At 53.0% G+C, this 17,464-nt stretch carries 14 protein-coding genes and 1 pseudogene; 8 read left to right on the top strand and 7 right to left on the bottom strand.

Going from position 1 to position 17,464, the window contains the following annotated elements; genetic code table 11:
- Positions 1–158: 158 nt before the first annotated feature.
- Positions 159–3,512, bottom strand: coding sequence for a mechanosensitive channel MscK (gene mscK / locus ACRCWW_RS18120; RefSeq protein ID WP_438683631.1), 3,354 nt, complete (start codon positions 3,510–3,512; stop codon positions 159–161).
- Positions 3,513–3,634: 122 nt separating this feature from the next.
- Positions 3,635–4,279 carry a multidrug efflux transporter transcriptional repressor AcrR gene (acrR, locus tag ACRCWW_RS18115; protein WP_438683630.1) on the bottom strand — a complete coding sequence of 215 codons (645 nt, stop codon included), beginning with the start codon at positions 4,277–4,279 and terminating at the stop codon, positions 3,635–3,637.
- A gap of 141 nt (positions 4,280–4,420) precedes the next feature.
- On the opposite strand from acrR, the gene acrA reads away from it, so the two are divergent.
- The 6 genes from acrA (at position 4,421) to ACRCWW_RS18085 (ending at position 11,184) form a co-directional block, all read left to right on the top strand.
- Positions 4,421–5,614, top strand: coding sequence for a multidrug efflux RND transporter periplasmic adaptor subunit AcrA (acrA, locus tag ACRCWW_RS18110; RefSeq protein WP_438683629.1), 1,194 nt, complete (start codon positions 4,421–4,423; stop codon positions 5,612–5,614).
- A 22-nt stretch (positions 5,615–5,636) separates the two neighbouring features.
- Complete coding sequence (acrB, locus tag ACRCWW_RS18105) at positions 5,637–8,783, top strand: multidrug efflux RND transporter permease subunit AcrB (protein ID WP_438683628.1); 3,147 nt, start codon at positions 5,637–5,639, stop codon at positions 8,781–8,783.
- Between the two features lie 507 nt (positions 8,784–9,290).
- The gene (gene tomB, locus ACRCWW_RS18100) at positions 9,291–9,665 is read left to right on the top strand and encodes an Hha toxicity modulator TomB (RefSeq protein ID WP_438683627.1); all 375 of its coding nucleotides are present in this window, start codon (positions 9,291–9,293) and stop codon (positions 9,663–9,665) included.
- Between the two features lie 27 nt (positions 9,666–9,692).
- A complete protein-coding gene (locus tag ACRCWW_RS18095; RefSeq protein ID WP_001280991.1) occupies positions 9,693–9,911 on the top strand; it encodes an HHA domain-containing protein in 219 nt (72 codons plus the stop codon).
- A gap of 150 nt (positions 9,912–10,061) precedes the next feature.
- Positions 10,062–10,616, top strand: a complete 555-nt coding sequence (maa, locus tag ACRCWW_RS18090) for a maltose O-acetyltransferase (protein WP_438683626.1) — start codon at positions 10,062–10,064, stop codon at positions 10,614–10,616.
- A 97-nt stretch (positions 10,617–10,713) separates the two neighbouring features.
- Complete coding sequence (locus tag ACRCWW_RS18085) at positions 10,714–11,184, top strand: YlaC family protein (protein ID WP_438683625.1); 471 nt, start codon at positions 10,714–10,716, stop codon at positions 11,182–11,184.
- Here the strand turns inward: ACRCWW_RS18085 and ACRCWW_RS18080 are convergent.
- Entirely contained in the window at positions 11,153–12,613 is a 1,461-nt protein-coding gene (locus ACRCWW_RS18080) for a PLP-dependent aminotransferase family protein (protein ID WP_438683624.1), read from the bottom strand. The genes ACRCWW_RS18085 and ACRCWW_RS18080 overlap by 32 nt on opposite strands.
- Before the next feature lie 100 nt (positions 12,614–12,713).
- Between ACRCWW_RS18080 and ACRCWW_RS18075 the strand changes: the two genes are divergently transcribed.
- Positions 12,714–13,424 carry a GNAT family N-acetyltransferase gene (locus tag ACRCWW_RS18075; protein ID WP_438683623.1) on the top strand — a complete coding sequence of 237 codons (711 nt, stop codon included), beginning with the start codon at positions 12,714–12,716 and terminating at the stop codon, positions 13,422–13,424.
- Here ACRCWW_RS18075 and ykgO read toward each other — a convergent pair.
- The 3 genes and pseudogenes from ykgO to ACRCWW_RS18060 form a co-directional block, all read right to left on the bottom strand.
- Positions 13,421–13,561: a type B 50S ribosomal protein L36 gene (gene ykgO / locus ACRCWW_RS18070; RefSeq protein WP_049847774.1), complete on the bottom strand. Its 141-nt coding sequence runs from the start codon at positions 13,559–13,561 to the stop codon at positions 13,421–13,423. The two genes, ACRCWW_RS18075 and ykgO, sit on opposite strands and share 4 nt — an antisense overlap.
- A 2-nt stretch (positions 13,562–13,563) precedes the next feature.
- Entirely contained in the window at positions 13,564–13,824 is a 261-nt protein-coding gene (locus ACRCWW_RS18065) for a type B 50S ribosomal protein L31 (protein WP_438683622.1), read from the bottom strand.
- Between the two features lie 139 nt (positions 13,825–13,963).
- Positions 13,964–15,245 (bottom strand): annotated as a pseudogene (locus ACRCWW_RS18060) (PTS transporter subunit EIIC).
- Between the two features lie 277 nt (positions 15,246–15,522).
- On the opposite strand from ACRCWW_RS18060, the gene ACRCWW_RS18055 reads away from it, so the two are divergent.
- Entirely contained in the window at positions 15,523–16,722 is a 1,200-nt protein-coding gene (locus ACRCWW_RS18055) for an enolase C-terminal domain-like protein (RefSeq protein ID WP_438683621.1), read from the top strand.
- Here the strand turns inward: ACRCWW_RS18055 and ACRCWW_RS18050 are convergent, their stop codons facing one another.
- Complete coding sequence (locus ACRCWW_RS18050) at positions 16,723–17,439, bottom strand: GntR family transcriptional regulator (RefSeq protein ID WP_438683620.1); 717 nt, start codon at positions 17,437–17,439, stop codon at positions 16,723–16,725.
- Between the last annotated feature and the right edge of the window lie 25 nt (positions 17,440–17,464).

Genomic DNA, 17,464 nt, shown 5'->3' with positions numbered 1-17,464 from the left:
GTGGTACAGCACGAAAGTGGGGGTTATCGACCTGAAGAAAAGGTCGATAACCATGGGTAAAGGATGTTAAATAGTGTTCACCATGTCCCCGAACACCTGTCTACCATGTCTCCGGACCGTACAGGGGAGAGGGTTAGGGAGAGGGGGAAAAACGGGTGCTATGCCTGAGAAGGCGTCGGATCGTCCCCTTTTACCTCACGCTTCACTTCCGTCACTTCATCACCCTTCCCGTTGCGCAGATGCACTTCAAGCTGATTAAAGGCGATGTTGATGCCGTTTTCGCGGCACATGCGGTCAATAGTGCGGTTCAGTTCATCGACGGTGTAGCTGCGATCCCGCAGCTCGCGCACGTAGAGACGCAGCTCGTGATCGAGCGTGCTTGGGCCAAAGGTGGTGAAGAAGACAGAGGGCTCCGGCTCATGCATCACTTTTGGATGTTCGTTGGCGGCTTTCAGCAGAACCTCTTTCACCTTGTCGAGATCCGATCCGTAAGCCACACCAAGGCGGATAACCACACGGGTGATCGTATCGCTCAACGACCAGTTGATCAGACGCTCGGTCACGAACGCTTTGTTCGGGATGATCACTTCTTTGCGGTCGAAGTCGGTGATTGTCGTGGCACGAATACGGATTTTGCTTACCGACCCTGAGAACGTGCCGATCGTGACCGTATCGCCGATGCGCACCGGGCGTTCGAACAGAATAATCAGACCCGAAACAAAGTTACCGAAAATCTCACCAAGCCCAAAACCAAGACCGACCGACAGCGCGGCTGCAAGCCACTGCAGTTTATCCCAGGACACCCCAAGCGAGCCGAAAATGGTCATCGCGCCAACGGCGATAAGAACATAGTTCAGGATCGTGGTAATGGCGTAGGACGCCCCCTGACGCATATTCAGGCGAGAGAGCACCAGCACTTCCAGCAGCCCCGGAAGGTTGCGGATCAGTGCCCAGGTCACGACCAACGCAATCAGTGCGAACAGAATGCTGCCCAGCGTGACGTTACGGATAACCTCAGAACCGGCCTCGGTCGCGTTGTAGTGCCACAGAGTGATGCTGTCGAGATAAGCGAAGACGGTGATTAAATCTGACCAGATAGCCCAGAATGCCAACCCGAACAGTGCCGCCATCACCAGCATGGTGATGCGCAGCGTTTGCTGGTTAACGTCTTCCAGCGCAATGGTCGGCTCTTCCTGCGGCTCTGCCCCTTCTGCACCCTCTTTCACCAGATGCTGGCGGCGAGCCAGCGCACGGCGATAAGCAATACGGCGAGCTGCAACGCTCAGGCCGCGCAGGACGGTTTGATAAAGCAGGTTCCACAGGATGACCAGATAAACGGTTTCAATCCAGCGCCCCGCCAGTCGCAGCGTGGTGTAGAAGTACCCCGTTGCCGTCAGCACCAGCAGCGCGACAGGCACAATCGCCAGGACGGTGATGGTGAGCAAACGCAGACTGTGCGACTCTTTATCACGCCAGGCGTCGCGGCACATTGGCATGATCAGCACGGCTATCAGCAGCAGGTTGAGGAAGATAGCAAACTGGCCCAGCACGTCATCCATCAGATGCAGCGGAGACAACTCCGCCTCAACGGACCAGAAATGCAGCGGTAACAGCGCCAGGCTGATACGCACAATCTGCCGACGCCAGTGGCTGGTCAATTGCGGTGGCATGTTGAAGTGAGTCACCGCCACGCCGTTTTTCTCGAGCACTTTCCAGCACACGCCAAACACCAGCCAGAACAGCGCCAGTTTTTTACTGAATGCCCACAGCAAATCGCTGACGTTCAGCTGCATGGTCAGCAGAATTAACCCTGTAGCGAGAATGAGCATCACCACCGGCAGCGCGCGAATCAGGTCGATAAGAATCGCTTTCGGCGTATGTAACTGGCTGTCGTTACGCAGTTGGCCGACTTCTGAAGCCAGTTTTGCCTGATAGCTTCGCAGCCATTTCAGCCGCCAGCGAATCAGCCCGGCGATCAACAACAGCGGCAATCCGGCGAGGAAAGCGACGAACACCGCAGGCCAGGCTTTCTGCCAGTTAACGGTCAGCTTCATTTTGCTGAACTGGTCTTTCAGCGCTGACGGGAAGGATTTGATCCAGTCCCAGTCCATCGGCTTGTTGCTGTTCACCCAGAAAATTTGCTGGGTCAGAATGGAGCGCAGGCTTTTCGAGACGCTCATCAACTGCTGCTGGTTAACCTGCAGGTTGATGGCCATCATCAGCTGATTGCCCAGCTGTTTGTTCATCTGGTCCAGCAGTTCACGACGCATATCCACAACCTGCGTTAACGCATCGGTCACTTCGTCGTTCACTTCGCCGGTATGCCCTTCTTCCAGCTTCGACACGTAATCATCGCTCTGGAACAATGCGTCACGCTGCTGGTTGACTTCAAACTGCTCCAGACGCAAATCCGCGATGCGGTTGGTCATGTCTTCCAGCTCATCAGCGGAAGGCAGCGTTTGCTGTTCCTGATACAGAATACGCGACAGCAGCAGGCTGCCTTTGAGCATGGAAATTTGTTCTTTGATATTGCGTTCGGACTGCAGCGCCCTGTCGAGCCAGTTTTTCACGCGAATATTTTGCTGAACCAGCTGGTTGCCCGTTTCAGTCGCTTTGATCAGGCGCTCGCTGAGCTGATGATTAATATCAAGCTCCTGTTTCACCAGCGGGTTGGCCTGAATGCGGGCAGCATCATCCGGAGAAACCGCTTCCTGCGCCGTTTTTTCTGTCAGCGTCAGGCGCTTGCTGTTTACCGCTTCCTGCAAGAGCTGAAGCTGATGTTGCAGCCGGTTGGCATTTGCCGTCACATAGTCGCGCTGCTTTTGCAGCGCATCCTGCAACGTGGTATTGCCGGAAAGGCTTTTACGCTGCTGATCGAGCTCTGCATTCAGCAAGGCTTGCTGCACCAGCAGCATATTTTGCTGAGTGGGACGCAGCGCATCTTCGCCTACCGTCGTGCCGTTCAGACGGTTGCGAATCTGCTGTAGCTGCTGCGAAGCGTTATACATCGCATTCTGAACGCGCTCTGGCTGAGTTTGCAGGGAAACAAGCTGGCTGTTAAACGTGGCGAGATCGTTTTGCGCGGTTTGTAGCTGGTCAAGCAGGTCGGTAATTCGCGCTTCTAACTGGCGAACGGAAAGCTGATTCAACGTTTTGCGGGTTTCTTCGTCGTTATCGGCGTCGCTTAAGGCAGTCAGGCTGTCTGTCGCCTGACGCATTTTTACCGGTGCCTGGTCAATTTGCTGCTTGAGCTGGTTGGTCTCGTCTTTCACCCGATCGATTTTATCGAGCAGTTGCAGGGTATCCGACAGATCCTGCTCAACGAGTTTATCCTGAGGGGTGAGATCTTTTTTCTTGGTCAGCGTGGTCAGTTGTTTTTGAACATCTGCGCGATCGGGAAGATCGCTGCTGTTCTGCGCACGTGCCTGGCTAATGCCCGTGGCGCCAAAGAAAAAGACCAAAACAATAATGAATGCGGAGAGTGGCTTCCGCCAGAAAATGTTGTGCAGCATAGTGTCGACACGAATGAGTTCAGGACCGGAAAAACCGGGGACAAGTGCCGCCGAAGAATAGCATTTCTGCCGGGAACCGAATAGCAGGTCTCACCAGGAAAATTCTCGGACTCATTCGCGCCTTACTTCGCGCAACCCGCCCGCAGCGTTGGGCAGAACTGGTACATCTCGATCAACACTTCCACGTAAGCACGGGCTTCGTTTTTCAGGTTGAAAGAATCCGGCGAAAAAAGCCAGTTTTCAACAATCCCGGAGACATAGCTACGCATCAGAATCGCCGCCCGTCGGGTCAATAAATCTGCTGGCAGTTGCCCAACGTTCATGCACTCCGTTAGCGCCTGCTCAATGCGGTCATAGCTCTCAAGGTAAAGATTGCGTTGAACCTGTTGTACAACAGCCATTTCGCCAACAAATTCACATTTATGGAAGATTATTTCCATCAGCAGGCGGCGGCGCTCTTCTGTCACTGTCGCTTCAAGAATATAGGCTAGAATCTCCCTAAGAACTGAGAGTGGATCGCCGGGGAATTTTGCCTGATACTCTGTTTCTAATGAGCTGATGCTAAGCTCCGAGAGCTGCCAGATTTCGCTGAAGAGATCTGATTTGTTTTTGAAATGCCAGTATATTGCACCACGGGTGACACCAGCCGCTTTTGCAATCTCGGCCAACGAGGTGGATGATACCCCCTGTTGAGAAAACAAACGCAGGGCAACATCGAGAATGTGTTGCCGTGTTTCCAGCGCTTGTTGTTTGGTTTTTCGTGCCATAGGTTCGTGAATTTACAGAGGTTAGATTTACATACATTTATGAATGTATGTACCATAGCACGACCATAATATAAAGCAGCAATGGGTTTGTGGACATTTGATCCATTGATCAATTTGAAATCGGACACTCGAGGTTTACATATGAACAAAAACAGAGGGTTAACGCCTCTGGCGGTCGTTCTGATGCTTTCAGGCAGCTTAGCGCTTACAGGATGTGACGATAAACAGGCTCAACAGGGCGCGGCCCAGACGCCAGAAGTTGGCGTGGTGACGCTCAAAACCGAACCTCTCCAAATCACAACTGAATTACCTGGCCGCACCAGTGCTTTCCGTATCGCAGAAGTTCGTCCTCAGGTGAGCGGGATTATCCTGAAACGTAACTTTACGGAAGGCGGTGAAATTAAAGCCGGTGAGTCTCTTTATCAGATTGATCCAGCAACCTATCAAGCCTCCTACGACAGCGCCAAAGGCGACTTAGCCAAAGCCGAAGCCGCCGCGAAAGTGGCTCAGCTGACCGCAAGCCGTTACCAGAAACTGTTGGGAACTCAGTACATCAGCCGTCAGGATTATGACACCGCGCTGTCTGATTCCTTGCAGGCAAACGCTGCCGTCGTGGCTGCGAAAGCCGCCGTTGAAACGGCACGTATTAACCTGGCTTATACCAAAGTGACATCGCCAATTGGTGGCCGTATCGGCAAATCTTCCGTTACGGAAGGTGCGCTGGTGCAAAACGGTCAGGCCGATGCGCTGGCAACCGTACAGCAGCTCGACCCGATTTACGTCGACGTGACCCAGTCCAGCAACGATTTCCTGCGTCTGAAGCAGGAGCTGGCAAGCGGCTCACTGAAAAAGGTTGATGGCAAAGCGAAAGTCGATCTCGTCACGCAGGACGGTATCAAATATTCGCAAAGCGGTAGCCTGGAATTCTCTGATGTGACCGTTGACCAGACCACCGGCTCAATCACCCTGCGCGCCGTCTTCCCGAACCCAGACCATACCCTGCTGCCGGGGATGTTCGTGCGGGCGAAACTGGAAGAAGGGACCAACCCTAACGCTCTGCTGGTTCCTCAGCAAGGCGTCACTCGTACACCGCGTGGTGATGCGAGTGCGATGGTTGTGGGTGAAGGTGACAAAGTTGAAGTTCGCCAGATTACCGCCACTCAGGCAATTGGTGACAAATGGCTGGTGACCGACGGTCTGAAGCCAGGCGATCGCGTCGTCATTACCGGTTTACAGAAAGTCAGACCGGGCGCCCAGGTCAAAGCGCAGGAAGTGAATTCTGACAATAAACAGCAGGCCGCGGGCGGCGCGCAGTCAGAACAAACCAAGTCTTAACTTAAACAGGAGACGTTAAGACATGCCTAATTTCTTTATCGATCGCCCCATTTTCGCGTGGGTGATCGCCATTATTATCATGCTGGCAGGGGGGCTTGCGATCCTCAAATTGCCGATCGCGCAATATCCTACGATTGCGCCACCGGCAGTGACGATCTCCGCAGTCTACCCTGGCGCTGATGCGAAAACGGTGCAGGACACCGTCACGCAGGTTATCGAACAGAACATGAACGGTATCGATAACCTGATGTACATGTCCTCAAACAGTGACTCAACCGGTACAGTCCAGATCACCCTGACCTTTGAATCGGGTACCGATGCTGACATCGCCCAGGTTCAGGTGCAGAACAAACTGCAGCTGGCCATGCCGCTTCTGCCGCAGGAAGTTCAGCAGCAGGGTGTGAGCGTTGAGAAATCGTCCAGCAGCTTCCTGATGGTTGTCGGTGTCATTAACACCAACGGCACCATGACGCAGGACGATATCTCCGACTACGTTGCGGCTAACATGAAGGATCCTATCAGCCGTACTTCCGGCGTGGGTGACGTTCAGCTGTTTGGTTCTCAGTACGCCATGCGTATCTGGATGGACCCAAACAAACTGAACAACTTCCAGTTGACTCCGGTTGACGTGATTACCGCCATCAAAGCACAGAACGCCCAGGTTGCAGCCGGTCAGTTAGGCGGTACGCCGCCGGTGAAAGGCCAGCAACTGAACGCCTCGATCATCGCTCAGACCCGTCTGACCTCCACTGAAGAGTTCGGCAAAATTCTGCTGAAAGTGAATCAGGATGGCTCGCAGGTTCGTCTGCGTGATGTGGCGAAAATTGAGCTCGGCGGTGAAAACTACGACATTATCGCGAAGTTCAACGGCCAGCCAGCTTCTGGTCTGGGGATCAAACTGGCGACCGGTGCTAACGCACTGAACACCGCTGATGCGATTCGCGCTGAACTGAAACGTATGGAGCCCTTCTTCCCATCAGGTCTGAAGATTGTTTATCCGTACGACACCACGCCGTTCGTGAAAATCTCCATTCACGAAGTGGTGAAAACGCTGGTGGAAGCGATCATCCTCGTGTTCCTCGTGATGTATCTGTTCCTGCAGAACTTCCGTGCGACGCTGATCCCAACCATTGCGGTACCGGTGGTACTGCTCGGGACGTTTGCGATACTGGCCATCTTCGGTTATTCGATAAACACCCTGACGATGTTCGGGATGGTGCTCGCCATCGGCTTGCTGGTGGATGACGCCATCGTGGTGGTCGAAAACGTCGAGCGTGTGATGGCGGAAGAAGGCCTGCCGCCGAAAGAAGCGACCCGTAAATCGATGGGTCAGATTCAAGGCGCGCTGGTCGGTATTGCGATGGTGCTCTCGGCAGTATTCATCCCGATGGCGTTCTTCGGCGGGTCAACCGGTGCGATTTATCGCCAGTTCTCGATCACTATCGTTTCAGCGATGGCGCTGTCGGTTCTGGTGGCATTGATCCTGACGCCAGCCCTGTGTGCCACCATGCTCAAGCCAATTCAGAAAGGCGGCCATGGTGAACATAAAGGCTTCTTCGGTTGGTTTAACCGCATGTTCGATAAGAGCACGCACCATTACACCGACAGCGTAGGCAACATTCTGCGCAGCACCGGTCGTTATCTGCTGCTCTACATCATCATCGTGGTTGGCATGGCTTACCTGTTCGTGCGTCTGCCAAGCTCGTTCCTGCCGGACGAAGACCAGGGCGTATTCCTGTCAATGGCGCAGTTGCCAGCGGGTGCGACTCAGGAGCGTACGCAGAAAGTCCTGGATGAGATGACGAATTACTATCTCACCAAAGAGAAAGACAACGTTGAATCGGTGTTTGCGGTTAACGGCTTCGGCTTCGCGGGTCGTGGTCAGAACACCGGTATCGCGTTCGTTTCTCTGAAAGACTGGAGCGAGCGTCCAGGGGAAGAGAACAAAGTCGGCGCGATTACCGGCCGTGCGATGGGCTACTTCTCGCAGATTAAAGATGCGATGGTGTTCGCCTTTAACCTGCCGGCTATCGTCGAACTGGGTACCGCAACCGGCTTTGACTTCCAGCTGATTGACCAGGCCGGTTTGGGCCACGAAAAACTGACTCAGGCGCGTAACCAGCTGTTTGGTGAAATCGCCAAACATCCGGATGTGCTGACGCAGGTTCGTCCAAACGGCCTGGAAGATACACCGCAGTTTAAAATTGACGTTGACCAGGAAAAAGCGCAGGCACTGGGTGTGTCCATTAGCGACATCAACACCACGCTGGGCGCAGCCTGGGGTGGCAGCTACGTCAACGACTTCATCGACCGTGGTCGCGTGAAGAAAGTGTACGTGATGTCCGAAGCGCCATACCGCATGCTGCCAAATGACATTGGTAACTGGTATGTTCGCGGCAGCAATGGTCAGATGGTTCCGTTCTCCGCCTTCTCCACTTCACGTTGGGAATACGGTTCACCGCGTCTGGAACGTTACAACGGTCTGCCATCGATGGAAATCCTCGGTCAGGCAACACCAGGTAAGAGTACCGGTGAAGCCATGCTGTTGATGGAGCAACTGGCTGGCAAACTGCCGACCGGCGTGGGCTACGACTGGACGGGCATGTCTTATCAGGAACGTTTGTCCGGTAACCAGGCCCCTGCCCTGTACGCGATTTCACTGATTGTCGTGTTCCTGTGTCTGGCGGCATTGTATGAGAGCTGGTCGATTCCGTTCTCGGTTATGCTGGTCGTTCCGCTCGGGGTTATCGGTGCACTTCTGGCAGCCACCTTCCGTGGCCTGACCAACGACGTGTACTTCCAAGTAGGCCTGCTGACAACCATTGGCTTGTCGGCGAAGAACGCGATACTTATCGTGGAATTCGCCAAAGATCTGATGGATAAAGAAGGCAAAGGCCTGATTGAATCGACGCTGGAAGCGGTCCGTATGCGTCTGCGTCCAATCCTGATGACGTCTCTGGCGTTCATCCTCGGGGTAACACCGCTGGTTATCAGCTCCGGTGCAGGCTCCGGTGCACAGAACGCCGTCGGTACAGGCGTAATGGGCGGGATGGTCACCGCGACGGTGCTGGCTATCTTCTTCGTGCCGGTGTTCTTTGTGGTTGTTCGTCGTCGTTTCAGTAAAAAGAACGAAGATCTGGAACATAGCCACCCGGTTGAACGCCATTAATTTGGCTAAACCATAACGACAAAGGGCCGCAATCGCGGCCCTTTTTAATCTCTCCATTCCCACTAAAATCGGACTTATTGCATCTCTGTTTATATCTCCACAACAAACATCAGGGATATAATCCTAATATTCTGACAATTTTTCCGTAGCAATAAGCGATAGCGTTGATTTTTATCTTAATCTACTTAAGAATACTCTTAGTTTTCCCACTCACTAAGAATTTTCACCCTCTTTCATTAGCCCGATATAAACATAAGCTAATGAAAACTAAGCATCCCGCAGCATATTTAGCGAGCGAAACCTAAAATTTCAGCTATTAGAAATGCTTAAGCTTTACGCAGACTGAATGGCCGAAATAACGCTAATTGTAATTTTTCGTAATAGCGCGGTGAAATCTTTTTCAGAGTGGATTATAGTTAGAGCATCAGGTTAGAAGCGTATGTTCCGGGTCAGACTGTTGTATCCATCCCACACGGTGTTTGTTGGTTTATCATAAGGGGATGCGTTATGGACGAATACTCGCCAAAAAGACATGATATTGCGCAGCTTAAATTTCTCTGCGAAACCCTGTATCATGATTGTCTGGTTAACCTTGAAGAAAACCGAGCTGGCTGGGTCAATGACCCGACGTCAGCGCTTAATCTTCAACTTAATGAACTGATCGAGCATATAGCCACATTCGCACTTAATTACAAAATTAAGTATGACGAAGACAATAAATTGATCGCACAAATTGATGAATATCTGGACGATACCTTTATGTTGTTCAGTAACTACGGCATTAATGCAGACGATCTGCAGAAATGGCGTAAATCAGGTAACAGACTTTTTCGCTGCTTCATCAACGTCAGCCGGGCGAATCCTGTAAGTCATTCTTGTTAAAATTATTACAATCAAAAAGGTAACGTGATGTCAGATAAACCTTTAACCAAAACCGATTATTTGATGCGTCTGCGACGTTGTCAGACTATTGATACGTTGGAACGTGTTATTGAAAAAAATAAATATGAACTCTCCGATAATGAACTGGCTGTTTTTTACTCAGCAGCAGATCATCGTCTGGCCGAACTGACTATGAATAAGCTGTACGATAAAATCCCCTCTTCCGTGTGGAAGTTTATACGTTAATTTTCCCAGGCAACTAAAAAAGCCACGGCTTTGTCTGCCTCACTCGGGAGAGTGGAGCGCAATGTGACAAGCGTCACACGGCAAGACAGGGAACGTTCCCTGATTGTGACAGACCTTATACTGTGACTCTCTCGCTAACAGGAGAATCACATGAGTGAAGAAAAACGCAAAATGATCGCCGGAGAGCTGTATCGTCCGGGTGATGTCACCCTCCGGGCCGACCGTTTGCGGGCAAGAGACATTCTGCATCGCTATAACCATTCCTCGCCAGAAGAGAAAGCGTTACGTCACGATCTGCTCAGTGACTTGCTGAGGTATGAGCATGACGCTTATATTGAACCGACTTTCCGCTGTGACTACGGCTACAACATTTTCCTCGGCCGTAACTTCTACGCCAACTTTGACTGCATCATGCTCGACGTCTGTCCGATTCGTATCGGCGACAACTGCATGCTTGCGCCCGGCGTGCATATCTACACCGCCACTCATCCTCTCGATGCGCAGGAACGCACAGGCGGAGCGGAATTCGGCAAACCCGTGACGATTGGCCACAATGTGTGGATCGGCGGGCGAGCGGTTATCAATCCTGGCGTCACGATTGGTGATAATGCGGTGATCGCTTCCGGCGCTATCGTGGTGAAAGATGTGCCAGCGAATGCCGTGGTTGGTGGCAATCCGGCGCAAATCATTAAAATGCTCGACTGACTGTTATGCTTTTCTGCAACCAAACTGTTACTTTTCGCCTGAATCACGGCAACATAAAATAGGACATCACCCGATTCAGGCATAACAGAGGGCGCAGATGGCCGAAATCCAGCGACTGCTTACCAACACCATCGAAGAATTAAACAGCGCCGAGAAGCGCGATAATCGTCCGCGCTTCAGCATCAGCTTTATTCGCCGTTTCCCTGGGCTGTTCCTGGCGATGTACCTCGGCTTTCTGGCGACCTGGGTAGTCATGCATCGTTCAGAAACGCTGGCGGATTCCCTGTGGTTACTGGTGGTGTTGTTTATTGTCCTCAACGGCTTTTTCTTTTTCGACGTCGCCCCGCGTTACCGCTACGAAGATATCGACGTTCTGGATTTTCGCGTCTGCTATAACGGTGAGTGGTACAACACCCGCTTTGTGCCAGATGAACTCATCGAGAACATTTTGCATTCTCCGCGTGTGGCCGAGCCGCAGAAAAGCCAACTTCAGAAAATGATGGCCTCCAAGGGCGAACTGTCGTTCTACGATATCTTCACCCTCGCCCGCGCCGAGACTGCGCAATAAGCTTATTCAGCGTCCGCATACCAGAGATGAACTGGGATGCGGACGTATTGCCATACCCCAATACAAAGCCTGTTTTCCCACTGGAAGCATCGAGGTAATAACGACTCAGTGCGGCAGGTGCCATTTGATATTGCCGGGCAAGATCGGCAATGTTGCCATCATCAATACCTTCAATTTGTACGGTCAAGTGCATCCCCCCTTCACCACCGGAAACCGTATGCGGCATCTCCAGCTCCAGCGCAATCGCTTCACGCAACTGCCCCTGTCGCTTGCGGTAAAGCCTTCGCATCGAGGCAAGATGGCGCGCGTAGTGACCTTCTTCAATGAAATGTGCCAGCGCCCGCTGTTCCGTTCTGTGACCGCCGCGCAGCAGCGAATGGATGGTTGGCTGTACCGCTTTCGCCAGTGCTTCCGGCATCACCACAAATCCCATTCGTAACGACGGGAAAAGCGTCTTACTAAATGTGCCTAAATACACCACAGGCGCCTGAGGATGCATCCCCAGCATGGCGGGGATCGGTTCACCGCTGTAACGGAACTCACTGTCGTAATCATCCTCGATGATCCATGCGCCACTGCTGCGCGCGAAATCCAACAGCGCCAGACGCCTTGAAGCACTCATCACGCTCCCTAAGGGGAATTGATGAGAAGGTGAAGTGAAAATAAGCCGTGGAGCCTGCGTGGTTTGCGCGCTAAAGTTCATGCCCTCTTCGTCCACGCTAATCCCTTTCACCTGCAGCCCACAGGACACAAAAGCACTACGCGCGCCAAAGTAACCGGGATCTTCATGCCAGGCTAACTGCCCGCTTTCACTGAGCAATTGAGTGCATAAATTTAGCCCTTCCAGCGCACCTTCAGTGATGATGACCTGGCTTGCATCGCAATGAATGCCCCTCGACAGCGCCAGATGGCGGGCAATCGCTGTGCGCAGCGGCCATTCGCCTGCCGATTCACCGTAACCCAGCAGCGTGCTGCCCTCTTCCCTCAACACACGATCCAGCAGGCGCCGCCACAGCGGCAGCGGAAAATAGTTCACCGCTGGCGTGCCGGGCGTGAACATAAAAGCAGGGGAATCACGACGGGTGCCCGGTGGCAGTTGTGCCAGCCTGGACGGCAGACGCAGATCCGGCATCACGGTTGATTGGCTCACAGAAGATTTAGGCAGAATAGCAACTCGCGAACCCTGCCGGTCACGCAGCAGATACCCCTCTGTCGCCAGTTGGTCCAGCGCGGCATTGATAGTGTTGCGCGAAAGAAGCAGCTGCTGCGCGATGGTTCTCGACCCAGGCAAACGGCTTTCCGCCTGCAGGTGCCCCTGCAAAATGGCTTCTCGCAGCCCGAGATAGAGTGCGCGAGCCAGCGTTTCATCACCTCGTTGCTGCAACGTTTTTGCCAGCAACGTGTAGAAAGCGTCCTGCGGAATGTTCATCGCCTCCCCTCGTGGTACCACCAGAATACGTATTGATGGTTCTTTTTAGAGAACCATCTTATCTCTATTCTGCGGGAGTGCGTTCATAAAAGGAGTGAGTATGAGTCAGAATAATAAGTTTGGTCAGCCGGTGGGCGATGCCCTTCCGGACTGGCAACCACGACCACATCCACAACGAGTCACCCTTGAGGGCCGTTTGTGCAGGCTGGAACCGCTGGCTGAACACCATGCATCAGCGCTGTTCTCAGCTTATCAACTGGCAGAAGATACGCGTAGCTGGACATGGTTACTGCGCGAACCAGATACAAACGTTGAGAGCTATCAGGCGTGGGTGGCAAGCGTTGCTGCACTACAGGATCCGATTCACTTTGCGGTTATCGACAAAAACACAGGGCAGCCTGTGGGCAGTCTGGCGCTGATGCGTATCGACAGTAAAAATGGCGTCATCGAAGTGGGACATGTGCATTTTTCGCCTTTACTCAGCCGCACGCCGATGTCGACCGAAGCCCAGTGGTTGCTCATGCGCTACGCGTTTGAAACGCTGGGGTATCGCCGCTATGAATGGAAATGCAACAGCCTGAACGAACCCTCACGTCGCGCGGCGTTGCGTATGGGATTTCAGTATGAGGGGCGTTTTCGCCAGGCGCTGGTGATTAAAGGACATAACCGGGATACCGACTGGTTCTCGATCATTGATAGCGAGTGGCCTGAAGTCGATTCTGCAATGCAGAAATGGCTTGCCGCCGGGAATTTTGGTCCCGACGGCAAGCAGTTAAGTTCCCTGGAAAGTTGGCGACAGCCAAAACGTTAACGTCTTTTCTTACGCCCCTGCACAGCTTTAAAGCGGGGGTTACTTTTGCAAATGACGTACAGCCGCCCTTTGCGTTTGACTATCTGGCAATCCGGATGGCGCTGTTTCGCGCTTTTTAGAGAGTTAAGCACCTGCATGTTTAGCCTCGTTTCGCATTAAGGAAACCAGCAAAACGCTGGCGGAAGCGCGCCGTGCTGCCTTCGCTGGAGAAGGTTTTCTGTTTCCCGGTATAGAACGGGTGCGATTTAGACGACACTTCCAGCGTGATGTACGGATACGTTTCGCCTTCCAGCTCAATCTCTCTGTCCGTCCTGATGGTCGAGCCCACTTTGAAGTACTCGTTAGCACTGGTGTCGTGAAACACCACGGTACGGTAGTGCGGATGAATGCCGGCTTTCATGATGAACCTCAATTGTTATAGTATAACATAACAATAAAGTACACCGACGTTTGAACAAGATCAACCCTGTAGGTTGTATGGGTTTAAAGCAGGCGCAAAAAAGGCGACCGAAGTCGCCTTTCGCAAATACCCGATTTCTCTACCGCTGCTCACGCCCCACCAGCATTGTCGTCAGCGTGAAGGAGAGCACCAGCGCGATAGCCACGCCGGACAGCGCGAACACAAAGTACGGGCCGATATAAGCCGGCAAGCTGAAGATGCTCGACAGGATGTAGCCGTACAGCCGAACGCCAAAGAACGCGATAAACGCGGAAGCCAGTGAGCTTGCGATGGTCGCCGCAATAAACGCCTTCTTATAGCGAGTCAGCACGCCAAACAGCGCGGGTTCGGTGATCCCCAGCAGCGCAGAAACCGCAGCGGAAAGCGTGACGGTTCTCTCCTGGCGGTCTTTACTCAAACGCCAGATTGCAAACGTCGCCCCGGCAATCGCCATGTTGGCCATAAACATCATCGGCATCAGCATGTCGTACCCGCGATCGCTAAAGTTTTGCAACGCGATAGGCGTCATTGCGTGATGCATACCCGTCAGGATTGCCACAGGACGAATGGCCCCCACCACCAGCCCCGCAAAACTCGCGGAAACGCCAAACAGCCCTTCAATAAAGAAGGCCAGCGCTTTCCCCAGCCAGATGCCAGTCGGCCCGATCACCACCAGTGCCGCCAGCGCGCCAATGAACAGCGTCAGCGTTGGCGTAAAGACCGTTTTCAGCACGTCGGGCATGATGCTGTCGACCCATTTATGGATATATTTCAGCGCCAGCACCGAGAAGATCACCGGGATCACGCTCGAGGCGTAGTTAAACACCGAAACAGGAATGGCATTCATCAGCCACAGCGCAGAAGCCGCATCTGCCTGATGAGCCGCCAGCGCTTTGGCGGCATCGATAAGCGTGGGATACATCAGGCACGCCGCTGGCAATTAAATCGATGATCATCACCGTATCGCTTTTTGGCGAAACGACCTTCAGCGCAATTAAGCCCGCGAGCAAACCTTTAATCATCCCCGCGCCGGCAATGGCCGGGACTATCGGACCAAATACGCCGGAGACGGTATCCATAAATAACGACACCAGGCTTTTGCGCCCTTTACTGCTTTCCACCGAGCTGTCATCACGCTGGCCCAACGCGTCCTGCAATTGCTCATACCAGCTGTTGACCTTCGGCCCGATAATTATCTGGAATTGATCGCTTTGCAGCTGTGCGCCCAGCACGCCAGGCAGCAGCTTGATTTCGCTCTGTTTTATTTTGCTATCATCAATTAAATCAAAGCGTAAGCGGGTCATGCAGTGCCAGACTTTATTAATATTCTCCTGCCCACCCACCCCTTGAATGATGCTGGCGATGGCGTCTCGCGTCCCCATAGTGACTCCTGCTGAAATGTTCTTGTTTTGGTTGTCTGGAGGATAATAAAGCCCAAACAATAAAACAAACCAATAAAAGTTGAATCCCCTCACAATTATCGACAACAGCAGAGCAAAATGAAGAGATAGCGATAATTGGTCTGGTTTTTAATTAAAATACATCACAATTACAGACCAAAAAATTTATTCAGAAAAAGGGTTTACCTCTGCCTGAAAATAGAGTGAAGATACTGTATCAACCGTATTCTCTTTCCGTCTTCTACAGGGAGCCTTTGGCGTGGAACCGACACTTATCACCGCGATTGATTGTTTCATCACCCGCCCGGATCGTCACAACCTGGTGACCGTCCGCGTGACAACCGATAAAGGGGTGACTGGACTCGGCTGTGCAACCTTTCAACAGCGCCCACTGGCGGTAAAGACGCTGGTCGACGAGTATCTTCGTCCTCTGCTGATAGGCCGTGATGCCAACAACATTGAAGATCTCTGGCAGATGATGAACGTCAACGCCTACTGGCGTAACGGCCCCGCCATGAATAACGCAATGGCTGGCGTGGATATGGCGCTGTGGGATATCAAAGCTCGCCTGGCGAATATGCCGCTGTATCAACTGTTTGGCGGAAAAGCTCGCGATGCCATCGCCGCATACACTCACGCCAGCGGCGAAACCCTGGAAGAACTGTATGCCTCCGTCGACGCGCTTTTGCAAAAAGGCTATCGCCATATTCGCTGTCAGTTGGGCTTTTATGGCGGCACACCGACGGAACTGCACGCTCCCGAAAACCCGTCTTCCGGCGCCTGGTTCGATCAGGACCAGTACATGCGCAATACCGTTGAGATGTTCCGCGCCCTGCGTGAGCGCTACGGTCACCGCTTTCATATTTTGCATGACGTGCACGAGCGTCTGTTCCCACAACAGGCCGTCCAGCTGGCGAAGCTGCTTGAGCCGTATCAGCCGTACTTTATTGAAGACATCTTGCCCCCACAGCAAACGCCGTGGCTGGCACAAATCCGTCAGCAAAGCTGTGTTCCGCTGGCCCTTGGCGAACTCTTCAATAACCCGGCGGAGTGGCACGATCTGATTGTTAATCGCCAGATTGATTTCATTCGCTGCCACGTTTCACAGATTGGCGGAATCACGCCTGCGCTGAAGCTTGCGGTTTTGTGCCAGGCATTTGGCGTGCGCCTTGCGTGGCACGGGCCGGGGGATATGACGCCGATTGGCGTCGCCGTGAACACGCATCTGAATATTCATCTGCACAATGCGGCGATTCAGGAATTTATTCCTCGCTCAGCCACCACTGACGCGGTGTTCCCGGGTGCGCCAGAAGTGAAAGAGGGCTATGTCTATCCGCCGCAGGGCGTGGGTATTGGCGTCGGGTTTAACGAAGAGGTCGCGCTGGCTCACCCGGTGGCGTATCGCCCACATGAATGGACTCAGAGCCGCCTGCCTGACGGCACCATTCACACACCGTAATCACCCTGGCTGTTGGCGGAAAGCGAGATTGTCGCGGTTGTGCGGGATAACGTAAGTGCAGGTGTAATTGATGTCGATGATATCGCTTATCTCATACACCTGCCCGCCCGCCAGAATGCCGCGATTGCTGATATGCATCGCGGCTCCGCCTTTCTTACAGCCCAGTAATTCTGCTTGTTCACGGCTGACGTTCACCGCCCGATACGTCGTCAGCATGTGTGAAATGGCGTAACCCTTCTCGAGGACATATTGCTGTAACGATCGTTCGATAACCTGCTGCGTAAGGTCCGGGAATGCCGCCGACGGCATTCGCGACACCTCAATTTGCACAGGATTGTCGTCCACATAACGCAGGCGGCAAAACTGCCAGATAAAGTCATCATCCGTTAGCCCGAATATCTGTTGCTCCTCGCGATTCGGGCGTTTTTTATGCAGACTGATCATCCGGTAGCGCATCTGATCAAAGCGTTTTTCCGTGATCGAGTTGTAAACCAGCGGGTTATTCCGCGCCTGTTCGTTAATCCACGCTCCCGACCCCTGAACGATGCTGACCACCCCAATACTCGCCAGCTTTTCCAGCGCCTGACGCACGGTGAAACGCGACACGCCATACTCTTCGGCCAGTTGCCGCTCCGGAGGCAGCTTGCACGGGCCCCCCTCGCTGTGCTGATAAATTTTACTGAGCAGATCCTGGGTGACGAATTCATTCTTCTTCATACGTTGTTTTTCTCATTCTTGATCT

The organism is Scandinavium sp., assembly GCF_051650185.1.
Lineage (GTDB): Bacteria > Pseudomonadota > Gammaproteobacteria > Enterobacterales > Enterobacteriaceae > Scandinavium.
Note: the sequence above shows the minus strand (reverse complement) of the source record. Positions and strands in the feature narration are given on the sequence as shown.

What these genes read in the sequence shown, in the direction of transcription:
- mscK (WP_438683631.1), bottom strand. Translation starts at nt 3,512, where the DNA reads ATGCTGCACAACATTTTCTGGCGGAAGCCACTCTCCGCATTCATTATT.
- acrR (WP_438683630.1), bottom strand. Translation starts at nt 4,279, where the DNA reads ATGGCACGAAAAACCAAACAACAAGCGCTGGAAACACGGCAACACATT.
- acrA (WP_438683629.1), top strand. Translation starts at nt 4,421, where the DNA reads ATGAACAAAAACAGAGGGTTAACGCCTCTGGCGGTCGTTCTGATGCTT.
- acrB (WP_438683628.1), top strand. Translation starts at nt 5,637, where the DNA reads ATGCCTAATTTCTTTATCGATCGCCCCATTTTCGCGTGGGTGATCGCC.
- tomB (WP_438683627.1), top strand. Translation starts at nt 9,291, where the DNA reads ATGGACGAATACTCGCCAAAAAGACATGATATTGCGCAGCTTAAATTT.
- ACRCWW_RS18095 (WP_001280991.1), top strand. Translation starts at nt 9,693, where the DNA reads ATGTCAGATAAACCTTTAACCAAAACCGATTATTTGATGCGTCTGCGA.
- maa (WP_438683626.1), top strand. Translation starts at nt 10,062, where the DNA reads ATGAGTGAAGAAAAACGCAAAATGATCGCCGGAGAGCTGTATCGTCCG.
- ACRCWW_RS18085 (WP_438683625.1), top strand. Translation starts at nt 10,714, where the DNA reads ATGGCCGAAATCCAGCGACTGCTTACCAACACCATCGAAGAATTAAAC.
- ACRCWW_RS18080 (WP_438683624.1), bottom strand. Translation starts at nt 12,613, where the DNA reads ATGAACATTCCGCAGGACGCTTTCTACACGTTGCTGGCAAAAACGTTG.
- ACRCWW_RS18075 (WP_438683623.1), top strand. Translation starts at nt 12,714, where the DNA reads ATGAGTCAGAATAATAAGTTTGGTCAGCCGGTGGGCGATGCCCTTCCG.
- ykgO (WP_049847774.1), bottom strand. Translation starts at nt 13,561, where the DNA reads ATGCAGGTGCTTAACTCTCTAAAAAGCGCGAAACAGCGCCATCCGGAT.
- ACRCWW_RS18065 (WP_438683622.1), bottom strand. Translation starts at nt 13,824, where the DNA reads ATGAAAGCCGGCATTCATCCGCACTACCGTACCGTGGTGTTTCACGAC.
- ACRCWW_RS18050 (WP_438683620.1), bottom strand. Translation starts at nt 17,439, where the DNA reads ATGAAGAAGAATGAATTCGTCACCCAGGATCTGCTCAGTAAAATTTAT.